14 protein-coding genes are annotated in these 17,737 nt (G+C 38.2%); 5 read left to right on the top strand and 9 right to left on the bottom strand.

Annotated elements, in window-relative coordinates; genetic code table 11:
- On the bottom strand, nt 1-890 hold an 890-nt coding region (locus ABIQ28_RS01855), incomplete at its 3' end, for a dihydrofolate reductase (RefSeq protein WP_348035052.1).
- A 295-nt stretch (nt 891-1,185) separates the two neighbouring features.
- Here ABIQ28_RS01855 and ABIQ28_RS01850 point away from each other — a divergent pair.
- Nucleotides 1,186-1,482: an isoamylase early set domain-containing protein gene (locus tag ABIQ28_RS01850; RefSeq protein ID WP_348035051.1), complete on the top strand. Its 297-nt coding sequence runs from the start codon at nt 1,186-1,188 to the stop codon at nt 1,480-1,482.
- Between the two features lie 85 nt (nt 1,483-1,567).
- Here the strand turns inward: ABIQ28_RS01850 and ABIQ28_RS01845 are convergent, their stop codons facing one another.
- The 5 genes from ABIQ28_RS01845 to ABIQ28_RS01825 form a co-directional block, all read right to left on the bottom strand.
- Entirely contained in the window at nt 1,568-2,392 is an 825-nt protein-coding gene (locus tag ABIQ28_RS01845; protein WP_348035050.1) for a thymidylate synthase, read from the bottom strand.
- Between the two features lie 213 nt (nt 2,393-2,605).
- Nucleotides 2,606-4,315, bottom strand: coding sequence for a nucleoside transporter C-terminal domain-containing protein (locus tag ABIQ28_RS01840; RefSeq protein WP_348035049.1), 1,710 nt, complete (start codon nt 4,313-4,315; stop codon nt 2,606-2,608).
- Between the two features lie 12 nt (nt 4,316-4,327).
- The gene (locus ABIQ28_RS01835; protein WP_348035048.1) at nt 4,328-4,936 is read right to left on the bottom strand and encodes a bifunctional nuclease family protein; all 609 of its coding nucleotides are present in this window, start codon (nt 4,934-4,936) and stop codon (nt 4,328-4,330) included.
- Between the two features lie 198 nt (nt 4,937-5,134).
- A complete protein-coding gene (locus ABIQ28_RS01830) occupies nt 5,135-6,097 on the bottom strand; it encodes an electron transfer flavoprotein subunit alpha/FixB family protein (protein WP_348035047.1) in 963 nt (320 codons plus the stop codon).
- A 70-nt stretch (nt 6,098-6,167) separates the two neighbouring features.
- Nucleotides 6,168-6,914 carry an electron transfer flavoprotein subunit beta/FixA family protein gene (locus ABIQ28_RS01825; RefSeq protein WP_348035046.1) on the bottom strand — a complete coding sequence of 249 codons (747 nt, stop codon included), beginning with the start codon at nt 6,912-6,914 and terminating at the stop codon, nt 6,168-6,170.
- Between the two features lie 225 nt (nt 6,915-7,139).
- Here ABIQ28_RS01825 and ABIQ28_RS01820 point away from each other — a divergent pair, with 225 nt between their 5' ends.
- Both ABIQ28_RS01820 and ABIQ28_RS01815 read left to right on the top strand, forming a co-directional pair.
- Nucleotides 7,140-8,117, top strand: a complete 978-nt coding sequence (locus tag ABIQ28_RS01820) for a pyruvate dehydrogenase complex E1 component subunit beta (protein ID WP_348035045.1) — start codon at nt 7,140-7,142, stop codon at nt 8,115-8,117.
- Between the two features lie 74 nt (nt 8,118-8,191).
- Nucleotides 8,192-10,690 carry a DUF5686 family protein gene (locus tag ABIQ28_RS01815; protein ID WP_348035044.1) on the top strand — a complete coding sequence of 833 codons (2,499 nt, stop codon included), beginning with the start codon at nt 8,192-8,194 and terminating at the stop codon, nt 10,688-10,690.
- A gap of 126 nt (nt 10,691-10,816) precedes the next feature.
- Here the strand turns inward: ABIQ28_RS01815 and ABIQ28_RS01810 are convergent, their stop codons facing one another.
- Together ABIQ28_RS01810 and ABIQ28_RS01805 are read right to left on the bottom strand one after the other, a co-directional pair.
- Nucleotides 10,817-11,287 (bottom strand): RES family NAD+ phosphorylase, encoded by a 471-nt coding sequence (locus ABIQ28_RS01810; protein ID WP_348035043.1) that lies wholly within the window; start codon nt 11,285-11,287, stop codon nt 10,817-10,819.
- Complete coding sequence (locus tag ABIQ28_RS01805; RefSeq protein WP_348035042.1) at nt 11,287-11,871, bottom strand: antitoxin Xre/MbcA/ParS toxin-binding domain-containing protein; 585 nt, start codon at nt 11,869-11,871, stop codon at nt 11,287-11,289. The genes ABIQ28_RS01810 and ABIQ28_RS01805 overlap by 1 nt, the downstream gene beginning before the upstream one ends.
- A 233-nt stretch (nt 11,872-12,104) precedes the next feature.
- On the opposite strand from ABIQ28_RS01805, the gene ABIQ28_RS01800 reads away from it, so the two are divergent.
- Entirely contained in the window at nt 12,105-12,632 is a 528-nt protein-coding gene (locus ABIQ28_RS01800; RefSeq protein ID WP_348035041.1) for an inorganic diphosphatase, read from the top strand.
- Nucleotides 12,633-12,758: 126 nt separating this feature from the next.
- Complete coding sequence (locus ABIQ28_RS01795) at nt 12,759-15,155, top strand: sodium-translocating pyrophosphatase (protein WP_348035040.1); 2,397 nt, start codon at nt 12,759-12,761, stop codon at nt 15,153-15,155.
- Nucleotides 15,156-15,535: 380 nt separating this feature from the next.
- Here the strand turns inward: ABIQ28_RS01795 and ppk1 are convergent, their stop codons facing one another.
- The gene (gene ppk1, locus ABIQ28_RS01790; RefSeq protein ID WP_348035039.1) at nt 15,536-17,578 is read right to left on the bottom strand and encodes a polyphosphate kinase 1; all 2,043 of its coding nucleotides are present in this window, start codon (nt 17,576-17,578) and stop codon (nt 15,536-15,538) included.
- Between the last annotated feature and the right edge of the window lie 159 nt (nt 17,579-17,737).

Here is a 17,737-nt window from a genome sequence, read left to right as displayed (position 1 = left end):
TAAGTGATGAATGAGAACGAATAGTTGTGATTTTCATCTTTTTGATGAAGGTTGCGCTCTGTTTCTTTCCAAACAGAAGGATCTATTTGGGGGAAAAAGGTATCACCATCAAAACGTTCGTGAACTCTGGTTAATTCTATTTTATCAGCATAATCCATGGCTTCCTTGTAGATTTCGCCGCCGCCGATGATAAACGGTTGGCTGTCATTTTTTGCAGCGATTAAAGCGTCTTCTAAATTATGAACTACAATCACGCCGCTCGGAACTGGGTAATTTTGTTGCCGCGTAATTATGATATGTGTTCGGTTAGGAAGTGGCTTACCAAAGCTTTCAAAGGTCTTTCTGCCCATAATCATACAATGATTTGAGGTCAGATTTTTAAAACGTTTGAGATCGTCACTCAAATGCCAAATTAATTGATTGTCTTTGCCGATGACATCATTTTCTGCGGCAGCGACAATAAGCGTTAAGTTTTTATGAACTTTCGTTTTTTTTTCAATCATTGCAGATGGTGCCACAGAAGGTGTTTTTTCCACTTCGGCCTGAAGTTGTGAAATACGTTCTTTTTGTTTGCTAACTAGTTTGTGTAGTTGTGCTTCTTCCCAAGATTTGCCCATAAATTTATGCGTCACAAATACATTGAATAGATGAAAGACGAAAAGGAATAACCAAGCTAAAATGGCAAATACAAACCATTCCAATCCTAATATTTTGGTTTGTTCGCCTATGCCAATGACGGTATTTAAAATGATGAGGAAAATGGCACCAATTAAGAAAATCACAAAATGGTAGTACAAGCGTTTTTTTTGCTTGATGCGTCGTTGCGCATTTTCAATAAGCTGCAACTGTTCTCTGTCGATTTTATCTACCAGCTTCTTTTTTCCAAACATAATAGTGAAATTTTAGGTAAAGTTAGCTTTTTTTGATGAAATCAGTAATGCAAACTTCCGTTCTTTGAAAAATCCTACATTCGAAAACGAGATAGAGGCAAAGGTGTTGAGAATCAATGAGAAGTAGTGGTTCAAAAGTTGTCAATACAATAATATTATCTGTCTTTGATTTGGAAGTTTAAAAAATTTCAAAGATTTTTTTATGAAAATCGTAATTATTTGATATTATGGTGTTTAAATGATTGTCGAAGTTGGAATCTTTTTAAATTTGTAACAAAATTAATTAATTTGAACTATGGCAATTACAAAACAATACTTGAAAAGTAAACCTATTTGTAAAGTAACTTTTTCAGTCCCCGCTGAAGAAGCTAAAGAAGTATCGGTATTAGGATGCTTTAATGAATGGAATGCAGAAAAAGCTGTAAAGCTTAAGAAATTAAAAAATGGAACATTTAAAGGGACGGTTGATTTAGCGAAAGATGACTCTTATGAGTTCAGATATCTTGTGGATGGCACTTTTGTAAATGATGCGCATGCCGATGCTTATGTTACCAACCAATTTGGAGCCGAAAACGCAGTTATGAACCTATAATATATCCTTTACTTCATATAAAAAAAAGCGTTTTCCTAATGGAGAACGCTTTTTTTATATAGTCATAAAGTTAATGTTGCTTGTTTTAAATTGCAACAATCCCTTTAATATGAGGATGCGGATTGTAATCTTCCAAAGTGAAATCTTCGAATTTAAAGTTGAAGATATCTTTGACTTCAGGATTTATAATCATTTTTGGGAGCGGTCTGACCTCTCTTGAGAGTTGCAGTTCCAATTGCTCCATGTGATTGTTGTAAATATGAGCATCGCCAAAGGTGTGGATGAAATCGCCTGCTTCATACCCGCAAACTTGCGCCATCATCATCGTAAACAGAGCGTAGGAGCCAATATTAAAAGGAACACCTAAAAAGATGTCGGCGCTGCGTTGGTACAATTGGCAGGATAGTTTTCCATCGGCCACATAAAATTGAAAGAATGCGTGACACGGTGGCAATGCGGCTTTGCCATTGGCAACATTCTCTGAAAATGATTTTGAAGTATCTGGCAACACTGAAGGGTTCCATGCCGAAACCAACATGCGTCGGCTGTTTGGATTAATTTTAAGCGTTTCTACAATGTCTTTGATCTGATCAATGTCGTCGTTGTTCCAATTGCGCCATTGGTGTCCATACACAGGACCTAAGTCGCCATGTTCATCAGCCCATTCATTCCAGATGCGAACGCCGTTGTCGTTGAGGTATTTAATATTTGTATCGCCTTTTAAAAACCACAGTAATTCGTATATAATAGATTTTAAATGGAGTTTTTTGGTTGTAACCATTGGGAAACCTTTGCTCAGGTCAAAACGCATTTGATAGCCAAAAACGCTTTTAGTACCTGTTCCTGTGCGGTCTCCTTTTTGAGTGCCATTATCTAATACGTGTCGTACAAGCTCGTGATATTGTTTCATAGTCCTATATTCCTGCGAAGGCAGGAATCTCATTTATTTATATTGAAATTAGATAGAAAGCCAAAATTAAAAAAAGTAAGTAACTTATTTAAGTATAAGATGGCTAAAGTTAAAAGAGTGCAATATAAAGAGCCTTGATATTAAAGGTGATTAAATTTAAATCTAAACTAATGATAGCATTGATTTATAAGATTCCTGCCTTCGCAGGAATTTTTACCCAATAATCATCCCCGCAATCGTCGCAGACAATAACGACGCAATCGTCCCACCGATCAAGGCTTTCATTCCAAACTCAGATAAAGTCTTACGTTGCCCTGGCGCTAAAGAGCCGATCCCTCCAATTTGAATTCCGATCGATGCAAAATTCGCAAACCCGCAGAGCATATAAGTGGCCATGATAATTGATTTCTCGAACTTCAAATGGGTCACATTCGCTACATTTTTTAGTTCAGCCAATTGAATATAACCTACAAATTCACTTGCCGCTAATTTGATGCCGAGCAACTGTCCCATAAGTGCCATGTCTTCTTTTGCAACACCAATAAGCCACATTAAAGGGGAGAATATATAGCCTAAAATAAATTCTAAGGACAGCGCGGCATAAGGTGTATTAGTTGCAATCCAGGTATTTAAACCGGTTACACCGCCGACTTTGCCAAAGCCGTAGTTGATCATGGCTATAAAAGCAATAAAAACCAAAAGCATGGCACCAACGTTGGCTGCCAATTTCAAACCTTCGGTAGTACCGTTTGCAATGGCATCTAAAATATTAGAGCCAATATTGTCCTGTGTGACCTGAACATTCGAATCGATTTCCTGTTGTTGGGGATATAACATTTTTGAAATTACAATAGCTCCAGGAGCTGCCATAACAGAAGCCGTCAATAAATGCTTCGCGTAAAATAACTTCAGTGCTTCATCCTCGCCACCCAAAAATCCGATATAGGCGGCTAATACGCCACCAGCAACGGTGGCCATTCCGCCAATCATCACTAAAAGAATTTCAGATTTGCTCATCTTTTCCAGATAAGCCTTAATCATTAAAGGCGCTTCTGTTTGTCCTAAGAAAATATTACCAGCAACACTTAAGCTTTCAGCACCTGAAATCTTTAAGAGTTTGGTCAACACCCAAGCCATTCCTGCCACTACTTTTTGAATGACCCCTAAATAAAATAATAGGGAGGTCAGCGCTGAAAAGAAAATAATGGTTGGCAATACTTGGAACAAAAATATAAACCCGAAGCTGTTGATGTCCATCATCCCCCCAAGTAAAAACACACTTCCTGCTTGAGTAAATTCTAAAACTTTTACGAACATCTTTCCGACAATCTCAAAAGTTTTTTGCACAAATGTAATTTTTAAGACACCAATGGCCAGTAGCATTTGCGCGGCAAGTCCCAAACCTATAGTTTGCCAGTTGATGGCCTTCCTATTGACGCTCAAAAGATATGAGATCAAAAGCAATACAAACATACCTAAAGCACCACGCAGCAAGCTGTTCGTTGTAAAGCCTTTGCTTGGTGTGATGCCGCTTGTAATAACAGGTGCCGCTGCTAAAGCGCTGTCTATTGGTGTTGAAAAAATATAATGGATGTCTTTTTTCTGAAGGATAAGCGTCGAATCTGTTAAGGTTTGAATCTTAAATCGCTGGACATCTTCATAAGGGGTATCATAGTATAATACCAATAATTTGTTTTGGGCAATGTAGTTTCCTTTGGTTTCACTACTATCTTTTGCCTTTAGATAGAAGCTGAATTCGCCGTCTTTAAGGTTAAGAACATCAGTTTTAGGATTGACGTTATACAGGTAGACACCTTGATCATTTTGGACAGCTTCAATCTGCCATTTCTTTTCTATGCTTTGTGCTATTGTTGTTGTTATTCCAAAAAAAATAGCTGTAAAAGCTAAAAAAAAATGTCTCATCTGATAGTTCGTTTAGCGTTTAGAGATTTCGTCTCTGATTTTAGCAGCCGCTTCATAATCTTCATTTTCTACAGCTTGCTCCAAGAGGGTATTTAGGTCTTCAAGAGTTTTGTTTTTGTAACTATCTTGAATGGTGGATTCTATTTCATCGGCAACTAAGTCGTCTAAAAGGATGCTGTCTTGTTGCTCGTCTTCTTTATGTGGGTTGACTTTCAGATAGATGCCTGCTTTGTCCAAAATGTTTTTATAAGTAAAAATAGGGGCTTGAAAACGCAATGCCAATGCAATCGCGTCACTCGTACTCGCATCAATGATTTCTTCAATTTTGTCGCGCTCACAGATTAAGCTAGAGTAAAAAACACCATCCACCAATTTATGAATGATGACTTGTTTGACAATAATGTCAAATCGGTCAGCAAAATTTTTAAAAAGATCATGGGTCAACGGACGCGGTGGGCGGATTTCCTTTTCAAGAGCTATGGCAATAGATTGTGCCTCAAATGCACCAATCACAATGGGGAGTTTGCGGTCGCCATCAACCTCATTTAATATCAAGGCATAGGCGCCATTCTGTGTTTGGCTGTAGGATATTCCCTTTATGTTCAATCGGACTAAACTCATATAAAATAAAAGGCAAATAACAGTTTAAATTAGGACTTTACCAACTGTGTTCATCATATTTTTTGGGAAGTTCCCTAAACGAAAAAAGAATTTTGAAAAATTTTGCCACAAATACATGAAACCTTTTTTAGATTTTAGTCATGTATTTATGGCAACAATTTGATGTACCAGTCGCGTTGCTGCTACAAGTTAAGGAATTTAAGCGTTTTGAGCTTTAAATTCCTTCAATTTTTCTGTAAGTTTTGGAACCACTTCAAAAGCGTCACCAACGACACCATAGTCTGCAGCCTTAAAAAACGGAGCTTCAGGATCCGAATTGATGACTACTTTTACTTTAGAAGCGTTGATTCCCGCTAAATGTTGGATAGCTCCAGAAATACCAATGGCAATATATAAATTGGCCGCTACAGGTTTTCCTGTTTGTCCCACGTGCTCGCCATGAGGTCTCCAGCCTAAATCGGACACTGGTTTTGAACAGGCTGTTGCCGCACCTAAAACCTTTGCTAAATCTTCAATCATTCCCCAATTTTCAGGGCCTTTCAATCCGCGACCACCAGAGACCACAATTTCAGCATCTGCAATGGTTACCGTGTTGGTTGCTTTTTCAACCGAATCCACATGCACGCCATTTTCTGGAATCGATGGGGAAAAATCTTCAGCCGTCGCACTAGCCGATTTTTCTTTTAATCCAAACGTGTTTTTCGAAACGCCAACAATTTTCACATCGGTGTCAATGGTTGAAAAAACGAAAGCTTTATTAGTGAAAGCGTTACGTTTTACGGTAAATGGCGCTGCGCTTGTTGGCGCTTCAACCACGTTGGAAGCGTAACCAGCATCCAATCCTACGGCCAGAATTGGCGCTAAATATTTACTGTCTTCACTTGAGCTTACTACGACCACTTTAGTGCCTTCTTTCTCGGCAGCCTGTTTGATGATGTTGGCATAGGTTTTGGCATTAAAAGTATCCAATTTTGAATCTTTTACCTTTAATACTTTATCCACTCCATAAGTTCCCAATTCTGAAACGTCATCGGCATTGATAGTAATTGCAGTTACCGTCGTTCCCATTTGGTCAGCAACGGCTTTTGCGTAAGAAGCCACTTCAAAAGCGATCTTCTTGAGTTTTCCTCCTTCTGATTCTGTATATACTAAAACTGACATATTTTTCTAAATTTTCAAATTAAAAATTCCAAATTCCAATTATTGGTATTTGGTGCTTGATTATTGGAATTTATATTACTTTGGCTTCATTATGAAGCAGGCGAATCAATTCATCCAAATTGTCAGGAGAAATCATTTTCACGGCGCCTCTTGGTTCTGGTTTTTCGAATTTAAGTGTTGATGTTTCTTTAGTGGCCGCAACAGGTTCCACAACACTTAGTGGTTTTTGTCGTGCCATCATAATTCCTCTCATGTTTGGAATGCGCAAATCACTTTCTTCCACCAATCCTTTTTGACCACCAATAACAAGCGGTAAAGTAGTAGTGACCGTTTCTTTTCCACCATCAATTTCTCTCACGGCTTTCGCATTTGTGCCGTCCACTTCAAGGCTAATGCAATTGGTTATAAAGTTGGCACCTATCAATTCTGCCAACATTCCTGGAACCATTCCGCCGTTATAGTCAATAGATTCACGACCAGCAATGATGAGGTCATAACCACCAGCTTTAACCACGTTGGCCAATTGTTTGGCCACGGCGAAACCATCGGTGGCAGCGGTGTTTACACGAATGGCACTATCGGCACCAATAGCTAATGCTTTGCGCAAGGTAGGTTCTGTTTCTGGGCCACCAACATTAACAACGTCAACAGTGACGCCTTGTTTTTCTTTGAACCACATGGCACGGGTCAGGCCAAATTCGTCATTCGGGTTGATCACAAATTGCACACCGTTCGTATCGAGTTTGGTGTCTCCATCCGTGAAATTGATTTTTGAAGTCGTATCAGGTACGTGACTAATACATACAAGTATTTTCATGCTTTTATAATTTATTATATTATTAGTTTTTTGGGAGAATTTGAAGCGATATCAAACTAAAGCCTCAAATTACACTGCAAACTGTCTTCTATTGAAGAGGATACGAAGTTAATTATTTTAGATGATATATTTGCTATGCGTGCATAATAAATTTTAAATAATTCTTTTCGATTTAGTTTTCGTTTTATTCTTACTTTTGCTAATCGATTTAAATTTTGAAATGAAATGAAGACAATTCAATTTAGAGAAGCTATCTGTGAAGCGATGAGCGAAGAAATGCGTCGTGATGAGAGCATTTATTTGATGGGTGAAGAGGTTGCTGAATATAATGGCGCTTATAAAGCATCAAAAGGGATGTTGGACGAGTTTGGAGCCAAGCGCGTCATTGACACACCTATTGCAGAACTTGGGTTTGCAGGGGTAGCTATCGGTTCGACCATGACGGGATGCCGCCCGATTGTAGAATATATGACCTTTAACTTCTGTTTGGTTGGGATTGATCAAATTATAAACAACGCTGCCAAAATCAGACAAATGTCAGGTGGGCAGTTTAAATGTCCGATCGTTTTTAGAGGCCCAACAGCTTCAGCTGGTCAGTTGGGAGCAACACACTCGCAAGCTTTTGAAAATTGGTTTGCTAATACTCCTGGATTAAAAGTAGTTGTGCCATCTAACGTTTATGATGCCAAAGGACTTTTAAAAGCCGCCATTCGTGATGACGACCCTGTTATTTTTATGGAAAGTGAGCAAATGTATGGCGATAAAGGTGAAGTGCCAGATGGGGAATACACCATTCCATTAGGTGTTGCTGAAGTTAAGCGTGAAGGTACGGATGTGACTATCGTTTCTTTCGGTAAAATTATAAAAGAGGCTTACAAGGCAGCTGATGAGTTGGCGAAAGAAGGTATTTCATGTGAAATCATCGACTTGAGAACCATCCGTCCGTTGGATAAGGAAACCATTTTGAAATCGGTTAAGAAAACTAACAGATTGGTTGTTTTGGAAGAAGCGTGGCCTTTTGGAAACATTTCTACCGAAATAACCTATATCGTACAGTCTGAAGCTTTTGATTACTTAGATGCGCCTGTTGTGAAAATCAATACAGCAGATACACCTGCACCATATTCGCCAGAGCTTTTTAAAGAATGGTTGCCTAATAGTGATGAGGTGGTTAAAGCGGTTAAAAAAGTATTATATAAATAAATCGCTCCCGATAGCTATCGGGATTGTGTTATCATGACTTCATCGGCCTTTGTGTTGATGAAGTTTTTTGTCTTATGAACCTAAATCTACGTTACTTATTTTTTTTCTTCGGAATCTGTTCCGCCTACGCCCAAACTAAAGTTAGCGGCTATGTGTATGATGAAAATAATGTTTCCGTAGCCTATGCCAATGTGCTGTTTAAAGGGTCAACCGTAGGTACGATTACCAACGAGGAAGGGAAGTTTTATTTGGAATCAACCAATACTTATGATAGGCTTATCGTCTCTTTTATTGGCTATGAAACTTTGGAAATTCCATTGACCAAGAAAGTCAATTATGAGATGAAGCTCATCTTAAAAGAATCGGCAGGCCAATTGGACGAAGTTTTTATAGTCACTGGAAAGCAATCCAAAAAAGAAAGTGAAAATCCTGCAATTGCCATCTTAAAGAAAATCTGGGAGCGCAAACGCCAAAACGGATTGCGCCAATTCAAGCAATACCAATACGACAAATACGAAAAGGTAGAATTTGATATCAATACCATCGACAGCGCCTTAATTAAAAGTAAGTTGTTTAGGGGGATGGAATTCGTCTTTAATCAGGTGGATACCAGTAAAGTGACCGGAAAAACGTATCTGCCTATTTTCATTAATGAAGCGCGCAGTAAAGTGTTTGGTGACAATCTGAAGAAAAAGGAGAAGGAAGATTTAAAGGGAAATAAAAACTCTGGCTTTAGCAATAACCAGATCATTATTGATTTTGTGGATGATCTGTATTCTGATTTTGATATTTACGATAACTATCTCAAATTTTTTGATAAAAGCTTCGTGAGTCCGTTATCTAAAACCGGTATCAATACCTATAATTACGTGCTATCCGATAGTGCCTTCATCGATAATAAATGGTGCTATAATATTATTTATTATCCGCGACGAAAAAATGAATTGACCTTTAAAGGCGATTTTTGGGTCAACGATACCACTTATGCCATAAAGGAAATTAATCTGCAGGCTTCCAAAAGTGCCAACATCAACTGGGTTAAGGAAATTTATATCGAACAGGAATTTGAAGTCTTGAGTGATTCTATATTCTTGATCAAACGCGATTATTTTATGTCTGATTTTGCCTTCAACAAAAAGGAGAAGTCCCGCGGGGTTTACGGTAAACGCACCACGCTTTATGATAATTATGAGTTTGATATTCCTAAGGAAGACAAGTTTTATAGCAATGAAGTGTACAGCTATAATGAAGACGTATATAATAGGGATGATGCGTTTTGGGAACAAAACCGAATGGAATCACTAAGTCAAGACGAAAAGGGTGTCTATAAAATGTTGGACACTTTAAAAACCGTAAAGAAATTCAAGCGACTTTATAATTTGGGCAGTATTTTGGGGTCTGGCTATATTGAGTTTTCAGATATTAACTTTGATTATGGACCTATCTTCTCCACATTTGGCTATAATGAAGTGGAGGGGATCCGGGTCAGAACGGGTGGTAGAACTTATTTTGGACCTAATGATCTTTGGCGTTTGGAAGGCTTCTTGGCTTACGGCTTTAGAGATGATAAAGTCAAATATGGCATATCAGGAAAATGGCTGATCGATAAAAAGAACCGCTTCATCATCTCGGCTGGGAATAGGCGTGATGTGGAACAGATTGGAGTCAATTTAACGGCTTCTACTGATATTTTGGGACGCAGTTTTGCATCCTCTTCCATTATAGGAACCAGTACCAATGATAAGTTGACCAATGTTAATTTGACCACAATGGCCGTGGAATTGGAGCCGGTAAGAAATTTAGAGTTTAGACTAAGTGGTGCCTACCGGACTTTAAGTTCGGCATCCGATACCTTTAGTTTGGATTATTATACCGATGCTACACATACGACTACCGCATCGGAAGTCAAACAATACGAAAATGCCTTCTCCGTTTCTTATTTTCCAGGACGTAAAATGACTGGATTTGGTGTGGAGCGTCGTCATGCCAATGATGGCTATCCTAGTTTATTTGCACAGGTTACTCGTGGAGATAAAGCGATTTTTAATAGTGATTTTGATTATACGAAGGTTCAGTTTTCATATATCCAACCTTGGCATGTAGGTGGATATGGACGATTGACCACCACACTTGAGGCAGGGAAGACTTTTGGCGATGTGCCTTTAGGGCTTTTGAATGTGGTGCCTGGTAACCAATCGTATTTTTCTATTTATAATAGCTTCTCACAATTGGATTATTATGAATTCGTGACCGATACCTACGCTTCCTTACATTTAGAACATAACTTTAACGGACGGTTCTTCTCAAGAATTCCGTTTTTGCGCAAATACAATCTTCGCGAGATTGTCGGAATTAGAGGTGTTTGGGGAGATATTTCGCAAGCCAATAGAGATTTAAATGCTTCGGGATTGACCTATTTGGCACCTTCCGATAAAGTGTATTATGAATACAGCGTTGGCGTGGGGAACATCTTTAAAGTATTCCGCATCGACTTTAACTTTAGAGGCAATTATTTTGAAAATCCAGACGCACGAAATTTTGGGGTAACGGGGACTTTTGGGTTTAACTTTTAAAGAGACGAGGGTTTCCAATTCAGGTTTATTGGCTCATTAATTTCTAAACCTTAGCAAGGGTGTGCGCAATTATCCTGAGCGCTAGAGCAAGTGAGCTATGGTTTAATGGATTCTTTTGGAAACTTATTAGGCCTGTTTAAATCTGTTATCAAAAGTTATTCTTTTACGTGAAATAACTGTGATTTTTTTAGCTTCTGGATGATTAGGATTTATTAAGTAATTATGTTCTGGAGGGACAATGCTGCTTGGAACTCTGAGAACTGCAGCCTCGTTGTCTTTTACAAAATCATCTCCAATATATTGTGTTACTATAGATGGTGGCTTTATGTCCCAATCATTTGGTAAATCCTCGGTTCTTAATTCTAGGATCACAATGTCATCAGGTATATCAATCTCGACATAGTACCTGTCAACTGGTAAATCTTCACTGAAGTCTAAATGAACTGAGACTTCTAAAGTTGCCAATGCTCTCGATTCAGATGTGTAAACTAAATAGGTGTTGAGGCTGTTCCATCGATATCCTTCTGTTAAGGCCGCGCCGACTCCTTTTAAGGTGGTTTCTAAGTATTTTTCTCTTTCAATTCTATAGACTCTCATTAGGCCATATTTCCATATTCGAGTCTATTAAGACCGTTCTTTACTTCTTGAATGCCGGTCAAAGAGTCGAAAAGACTTTCAGGTGTGACACCGCCCAGTGAAATGTTCGGCTTTTTAAGCCAACGTTGAAATTTTTCTTTTTCATTATTGAAGACCTCCAGCCCATAATCTAGCAATTCTATAAGTACTAGAATTACTTCGCTATCTCTGTTTGTAAGTAAGTCTTTATCTTTCTTTTTTTTATTATAAGTGGTTTGTGGTATTCCCAGTAGATGTAAAAACTGTTTGATAGGTAAATTTGATCTTGAACTTATGACTTCAATTGATTCATATGGAAGTCCGCTTCTGATAATTTCAACTCTTTCCATTTTTGAGGTCCATGCGTATTTTTCCTCTGAAACGATTAGGCTCCATTTGGGGTTTCTGGTTATTCCCATCCGTGCACGATCAATGCTTTTTTTGGGATCTATCGCTTTGGTTCTAGTTGATATATTTTTCTTTTTAACAGTCATTGCAGTGGATTTGTTGTGAATGTAAAACAATTCTGTTGCAATTCCAAGCTTTCCTTGAATTAAATCATCCACAACACTAACATCATAGTGAGTAATTTTACATTTTTATTCTGGTGTATCGGTTATGTAAAATCTGAATAAGAAGCGAAATTGGAAATCATCTTAACATTTTTAAATTCCCCAAAAAATTAAGAGTTGGATAAAATTGCAAATCACAAAGAGTTCTGTATCTTTGCACGCCTAAAAAAGCATAAATTATATAACATAAGCCGCTAATAAAAAGGCTACTAAAAATAAATCACAACATGAGTCCTAAAGGAAAAACCACATTTGACGTATTGATTGAAATACCAAAAGGAAGCCGTAACAAATACGAATACGATTTTGATTTAAAGAAAATTCGTTTTGATCGTTTGTTGTTTTCGTCTATGATGTATCCTGCCGATTATGGCTTTATTCCAGAAACTTTTGCTTTGGACGGTGATCCATTAGACGTTTTGGTTTTGGGAACAGAGCCAACTTTTCCAATGTGTGTTATGGAAGTAAAACCTATTGGTGTTTTCCACATGGCAGATGAAAAAGGCAATGATGAAAAAATAATTTGTGTACCAGTTTCAGATCCTATTTGGAATACACTTAACGATTTAGAGGACGTTAACCCTCACCAAATAAAGGAAATCGAGCATTTCTTTCAAGTTTATAAAGATTTGGAAAAGAAAAAAGTAGATGTTGGTGGCTGGGGAACGGCGCAAACTGCTTATAAAATTGTTGATGAATGCGTAGAGCGTTATGAGCAAAGTGAACATAAAACTAATGGGAATTTTAAGATCTAAAATAATTCTCCATTGATAAAAACATGAACCCCTTATAAACTATAAGGGGTTTTTTATTTCTCATTGATTTTATTACATTAGCAACCGTTTAACATTCGTTTAACATTTTTAAACTAAAATAATAATATGGAATCAATGATGATTTATATGCCAATTGCCATGGCAGCCCTAGGGTTAATTTACATGCTGATCAAACAATCCTGGGTCATGAAACAAGACGCTGGAGATGGTAGAATGAAAGAAATTTCAGATTACATCCATGAAGGCGCTCTTGCTTTTTTAAATGCAGAATACCGTTTATTGGCCGTTTTTGTGGTGATTGTGAGTACGCTACTTGCGATTGTTTCTTTTATAGTGCCAACAACACACTGGTTAATCGTGATCGCTTTTATTTTTGGAGCTGTATTTTCGGCTTTCGCTGGAAATATTGGGATGAAAATCGCGACCAAAACTAACGTAAGAACCACACAGGCAGCGAAAACAAGTTTGCCAAATGCCCTAAAAGTATCTTTTGGTGGCGGAACCGTTATGGGTCTAGGCGTCGCTGGATTAGCGGTTTTAGGTTTAACCGTATTCTTTATTATTTTCTTCCATGTGTTTATGGGTGGTGTTTGGACGAACACTATGGATATGACTATCGTGTTGGAAACGCTGGCTGGTTTTTCATTGGGTGCTGAATCTATTGCGTTATTTGCGCGTGTAGGTGGCGGTATCTATACAAAAGCAGCTGATGTTGGTGCCGATTTAGTTGGTAAAGTAGAAGCCGGTATTCCTGAAGATGATCCCCGTAACCCTGCAACCATTGCAGATAATGTTGGTGATAATGTTGGTGACGTTGCTGGTATGGGCGCCGATTTATTCGGGTCTTATGTGGCAACGGTTTTGGCAGCGATGGTATTAGGGAATTATGTGATTAAGGATATGGGCGGCGCTCTTAATGATGCCTTCGGCGGGATTGGTCCAATCTTATTGCCTATGGCGATTGCTGGTGTCGGAATTATCATTTCGATTATTGGAACTTTGTTGGTCAAGATCAATAGTAATGATGCTAAGGAAGCTCAGGTTATGGGTGCTTTGAACCGTGGAAACTGGGTTGCCATCGCATTGGTTGCAGTATCTTGTTATGGTTTAGTAACTTGGATGTTGCCAGAAACCATGAAAATGAATTTCTTCGGCGAAGGACTTCAAGAAATTTCTTCTATGCGTGTATTTTATGCCACTTTGGTGGGATTGGTTGTAGGTGCTGTGATTTCATCGATTACCGAATTCTATACCGGTTTGGGTAAAAAACCAATCTTAAAAATTGTACAACAATCAAGTACTGGTGCGGGAACCAATATAATCGCGGGATTAGCTACAGGGATGATTTCTACATTTCCATCGGTATTGTTATTTGCTGCTGCAATTTGGACGTCTTATGCTTTTGCAGGATTCTATGGTGTAGCACTGGCTGCTTCAGCAATGATGGCCACTACAGCAATGCAGTTGGCTATTGATGCCTTCGGACCTATTTCTGATAACGCAGGTGGTATTGCTGAAATGAGTGAACAAGATCCTATTGTAAGAGAGCGTACGGATATCTTGGATGCCGTTGGTAACACAACAGCAGCAACAGGTAAAGGATTTGCGATAGCTTCGGCAGCGTTGACCTCTTTGGCTTTATTTGCGGCTTATGTAACGTTTACAGGCATTGACGGAATTAATATATTTAAAGCGCCTGTTTTAGCCATGTTATTTGTTGGAGGCATGGTGCCCGTCGTATTTTCTGCTTTAGCGATGAACGCGGTAGGTAAAGCAGCCATGCAAATGGTGGAAGAAGTACGTCGTCAGTTCCGTGAGATTCCAGGTATCATGGAAGGCACTGCAAAACCAGAATATGATAAATGTGTGGCAATTTCGACCGAAGCGTCTTTAAAAGAAATGGTGCTTCCCGGACTATTGACTATTGGTTTCCCATTGATTATTGCTTTCGTGCCGATGATTTATGGAATGAATAATTTGGCTATTGCTGAAATGTTGGGTGGTTATATGGCTGGAGTTACCGTAAGTGGTGTGCTTTGGGCTATTTTTCAGAACAACGCTGGTGGTGCTTGGGACAACGCTAAAAAATCTTTTGAGGCTGGTGTGTTGATCAATGGCGAAATGACCTTTAAAGGCTCTGAAGCGCATAAAGCAGCAGTAACTGGTGATACTGTTGGAGATCCATTTAAAGATACTTCAGGTCCATCCATGAACATTTTGATTAAATTGACCTGTTTGATCGGTTTGGTGATTGCGCCTATTTTAGGTGGCCACGCTGTTGGAACTGCAGTTAAAAATACCGAAGTGATTGAAGTTACTGATACTGTCAACAATTCATTGAATATTGAAATGATTTCAGAAAATCCTGATAATGCGAAGGCTATCGTTACAAGAACGTTTATTGAAGGTGATAAATTGATGAAAGAAAAAACGGTTCTGGAAGGAACTTTAGAAGAAGTGAAAATTGGCATTGCTGAATTGAAAGCAAAATACAAGAAATAATTCTTTCTCAAATAAATGCTATAAAAGGCCACGTCTCTATGATGTGGCCTTTTCTTTTTAAGATGATTAGGTAGGGTAAGCAATAGAACACAGATGACACAGATTTAACAGATTGTCACTGATTTCTTTCTGTACGTATATGTGTTTAGATTGAGTTTCAATCAAATAAGAATCAAAGAAAATCATAATATATTAGCGTCATCAATGTCCCAATTATAGGAAAATAGAACGCAGATGACACAGATTTAAGCAGATTTACACAGATTTTTTTTTGGAAAGCGTTTCAACACATAAGCATTTCAAAACCTGTCAGGTCTGAGTATATAGATTTCAGTGAATATCATAAGAAATCAGCGTCATCAGTGTTCTATCGTTCGTTCTTAAACCTTCGCTTTCAATCGCTTAAAATACTCGTAAATCTCATATTGCGAACGGATTTCTGGTTTTTTGCCCACTTTAACGTAGTCGTTTTTCTGTTCGGCATCGATGATTCTGGCTTTGACATTATCAGCCAATTGAATGTCAATCACATCTCTGATAATCTTGAAATTGTCAGGATCCATAATTGGCGTTACTACCTCAATACGATGCGTTAAATTGCGCGTCATCCAATCGGCAGAACCGATATACATTTTTTCTTCGCCGCCATTGCCGAAAATATACACACGCCCATGTTCCAAAAAGCGATCTAAAATACTGATCACTTTGATGTTTTTACTTTGTCCTTTAATTCCAGGCACTAAACTGCACATCCCGCGCACCAACAATCGGATTTTGACGCCTTTATTGCTCGCTTCATAAAGTAACTTGATCATCTTTTTGTCTTCAAGGCTGTTCATCTTCAAAATGAGATAAGCCTCTTTGCCTGCTTGTGCCAAATGGATTTCTTTCTCCAATAAACTCACAAATTTGTTGCGCATGGAAAATGGAGAAATCAGAAGTTTTTTAGCTTTAGGTACAATAGAAGTGCCTTCAAGCACCAAGAATAATTTATTGAGATCTTCGGCGATTTTCTTGTTGTTGGTCATCAAGCCGAAATCCGTGTAAAGCGTGGCAGTGTTTTCATTGAAATTCCCCGTCCCAATGTAGCAATACGGCTTAATGTCCTCTCCAAATTGACGTTCGATATAGATGATTTTTGAATGCACTTTAATTCCAGGATAACTGTAAATAACCTGAGCACCACTATCTTTAAAGATTTCGCCCCATTTTAAATTGTTCTGCTCATCAAAACGGGCTTTGACTTCAATAAATACAATGACATTCTTTCCGTTTTTGGCGGCTTTGCTAATGGCGTTATTTAAACGCGATTCTTCTGCCACGCGGTAAAGTGTCATTTTTATGGTCGTTACGTTTGGATCATTGGCGGCCTCTTCCAGTAATTCAATAACCGGCTCAAACGACTGATAGGGATAATGTATCAACTGATCTTTGTTGTTAATCGCTTCAAACATGGACGCATACTTTAGAGTTACCGGATGGTCAATAGGTGGTAATTCTTCAAAATATAAATACTTGCTTGTGGGATTTGGAAAACCGAAAAAGTCCTTGAAATTATGATACGTGCCTCCTAAAACAATATCGACTTTGGTAACATCTAGTGCCTTTTTCAAGATATTCTGAAAACTTTCGGGCATCCGCTGGTCAATTAAAACACGCGTAGGCTGACACGTTTCACGCTTAGGAAGTGATTCCTTGATTTTTTCCATCAGGTTGCCAGAAGACTCATCTTCTATATATAATTCGGCATCTCTGGAAATTTTTATCGCATAATAGGATAAATCCAATTCGGGTTGCAACTTGTAGAGATTATACTTGATGATGTCATCGATAAAGGTGATGTAGTGAGTGTCGTTCTCACATGGGAATACATAAAATCGAGGTTCATCTTTTGGAATTTGAACCACTTGAAATTTATCTTTGGAGATCAATGCAGTAATATAGGAACTTTCATTCTCAACAAAAACGGAGTCTTTAGTCGAAAAAACAGAGTTTTCAAAATCAATTTTAGATTTTAAAGTGGATTCGAAATAAGCTTCAGCCACTTTTTTCTGGGTTTCTGAAAAGTCTCTATAGGTAATAAGATGGATGCTTTCCTGTTTTAAATCGGGAATGATTTCGTTCTGAAAAAGCTGTCCAAATTCATCTTGAAGTAAATCGACTTGTACTTTGATTTCGGCAAGAACCTGATTGGGTTTGGTAACTAATTTTTTACGGATAGATTTGTCTAAATCCTTAACCTGTCGAATATCTGAAACCCGGACTCTAAAAAACTCATCCAAATTAGATGAGAAAATCGCCATAAACTTGATGCGTTCGTAAAGGGGATTGCGTTTATCGGCAACTTCCTGCAAAACGCGATGGTTAAAGCGTAACCATGAGAGGTCACGGTGGTAATATTTAGAGTTATAAAGTGGTGTCATAAATTATATCAATAGTCTATCTGCCTTTCGAATCTAAAATTTATTTAATGAATTTTAGATTCGAAAAGTACACTTTTAAACGCAAAAAAATGTTAGAAAAAGGATAAGGTGCTAAAACAATCCATGAATTTCAGCATCAATCGTCGTGATGATGCTTCC

The organism is Gelidibacter sp. (assembly GCF_039916245.1).
GTDB lineage: Bacteria > Bacteroidota > Bacteroidia > Flavobacteriales > Flavobacteriaceae > Gelidibacter.
Note: the sequence above shows the minus strand (reverse complement) of the source record. Positions and strands in the feature narration are given on the sequence as shown.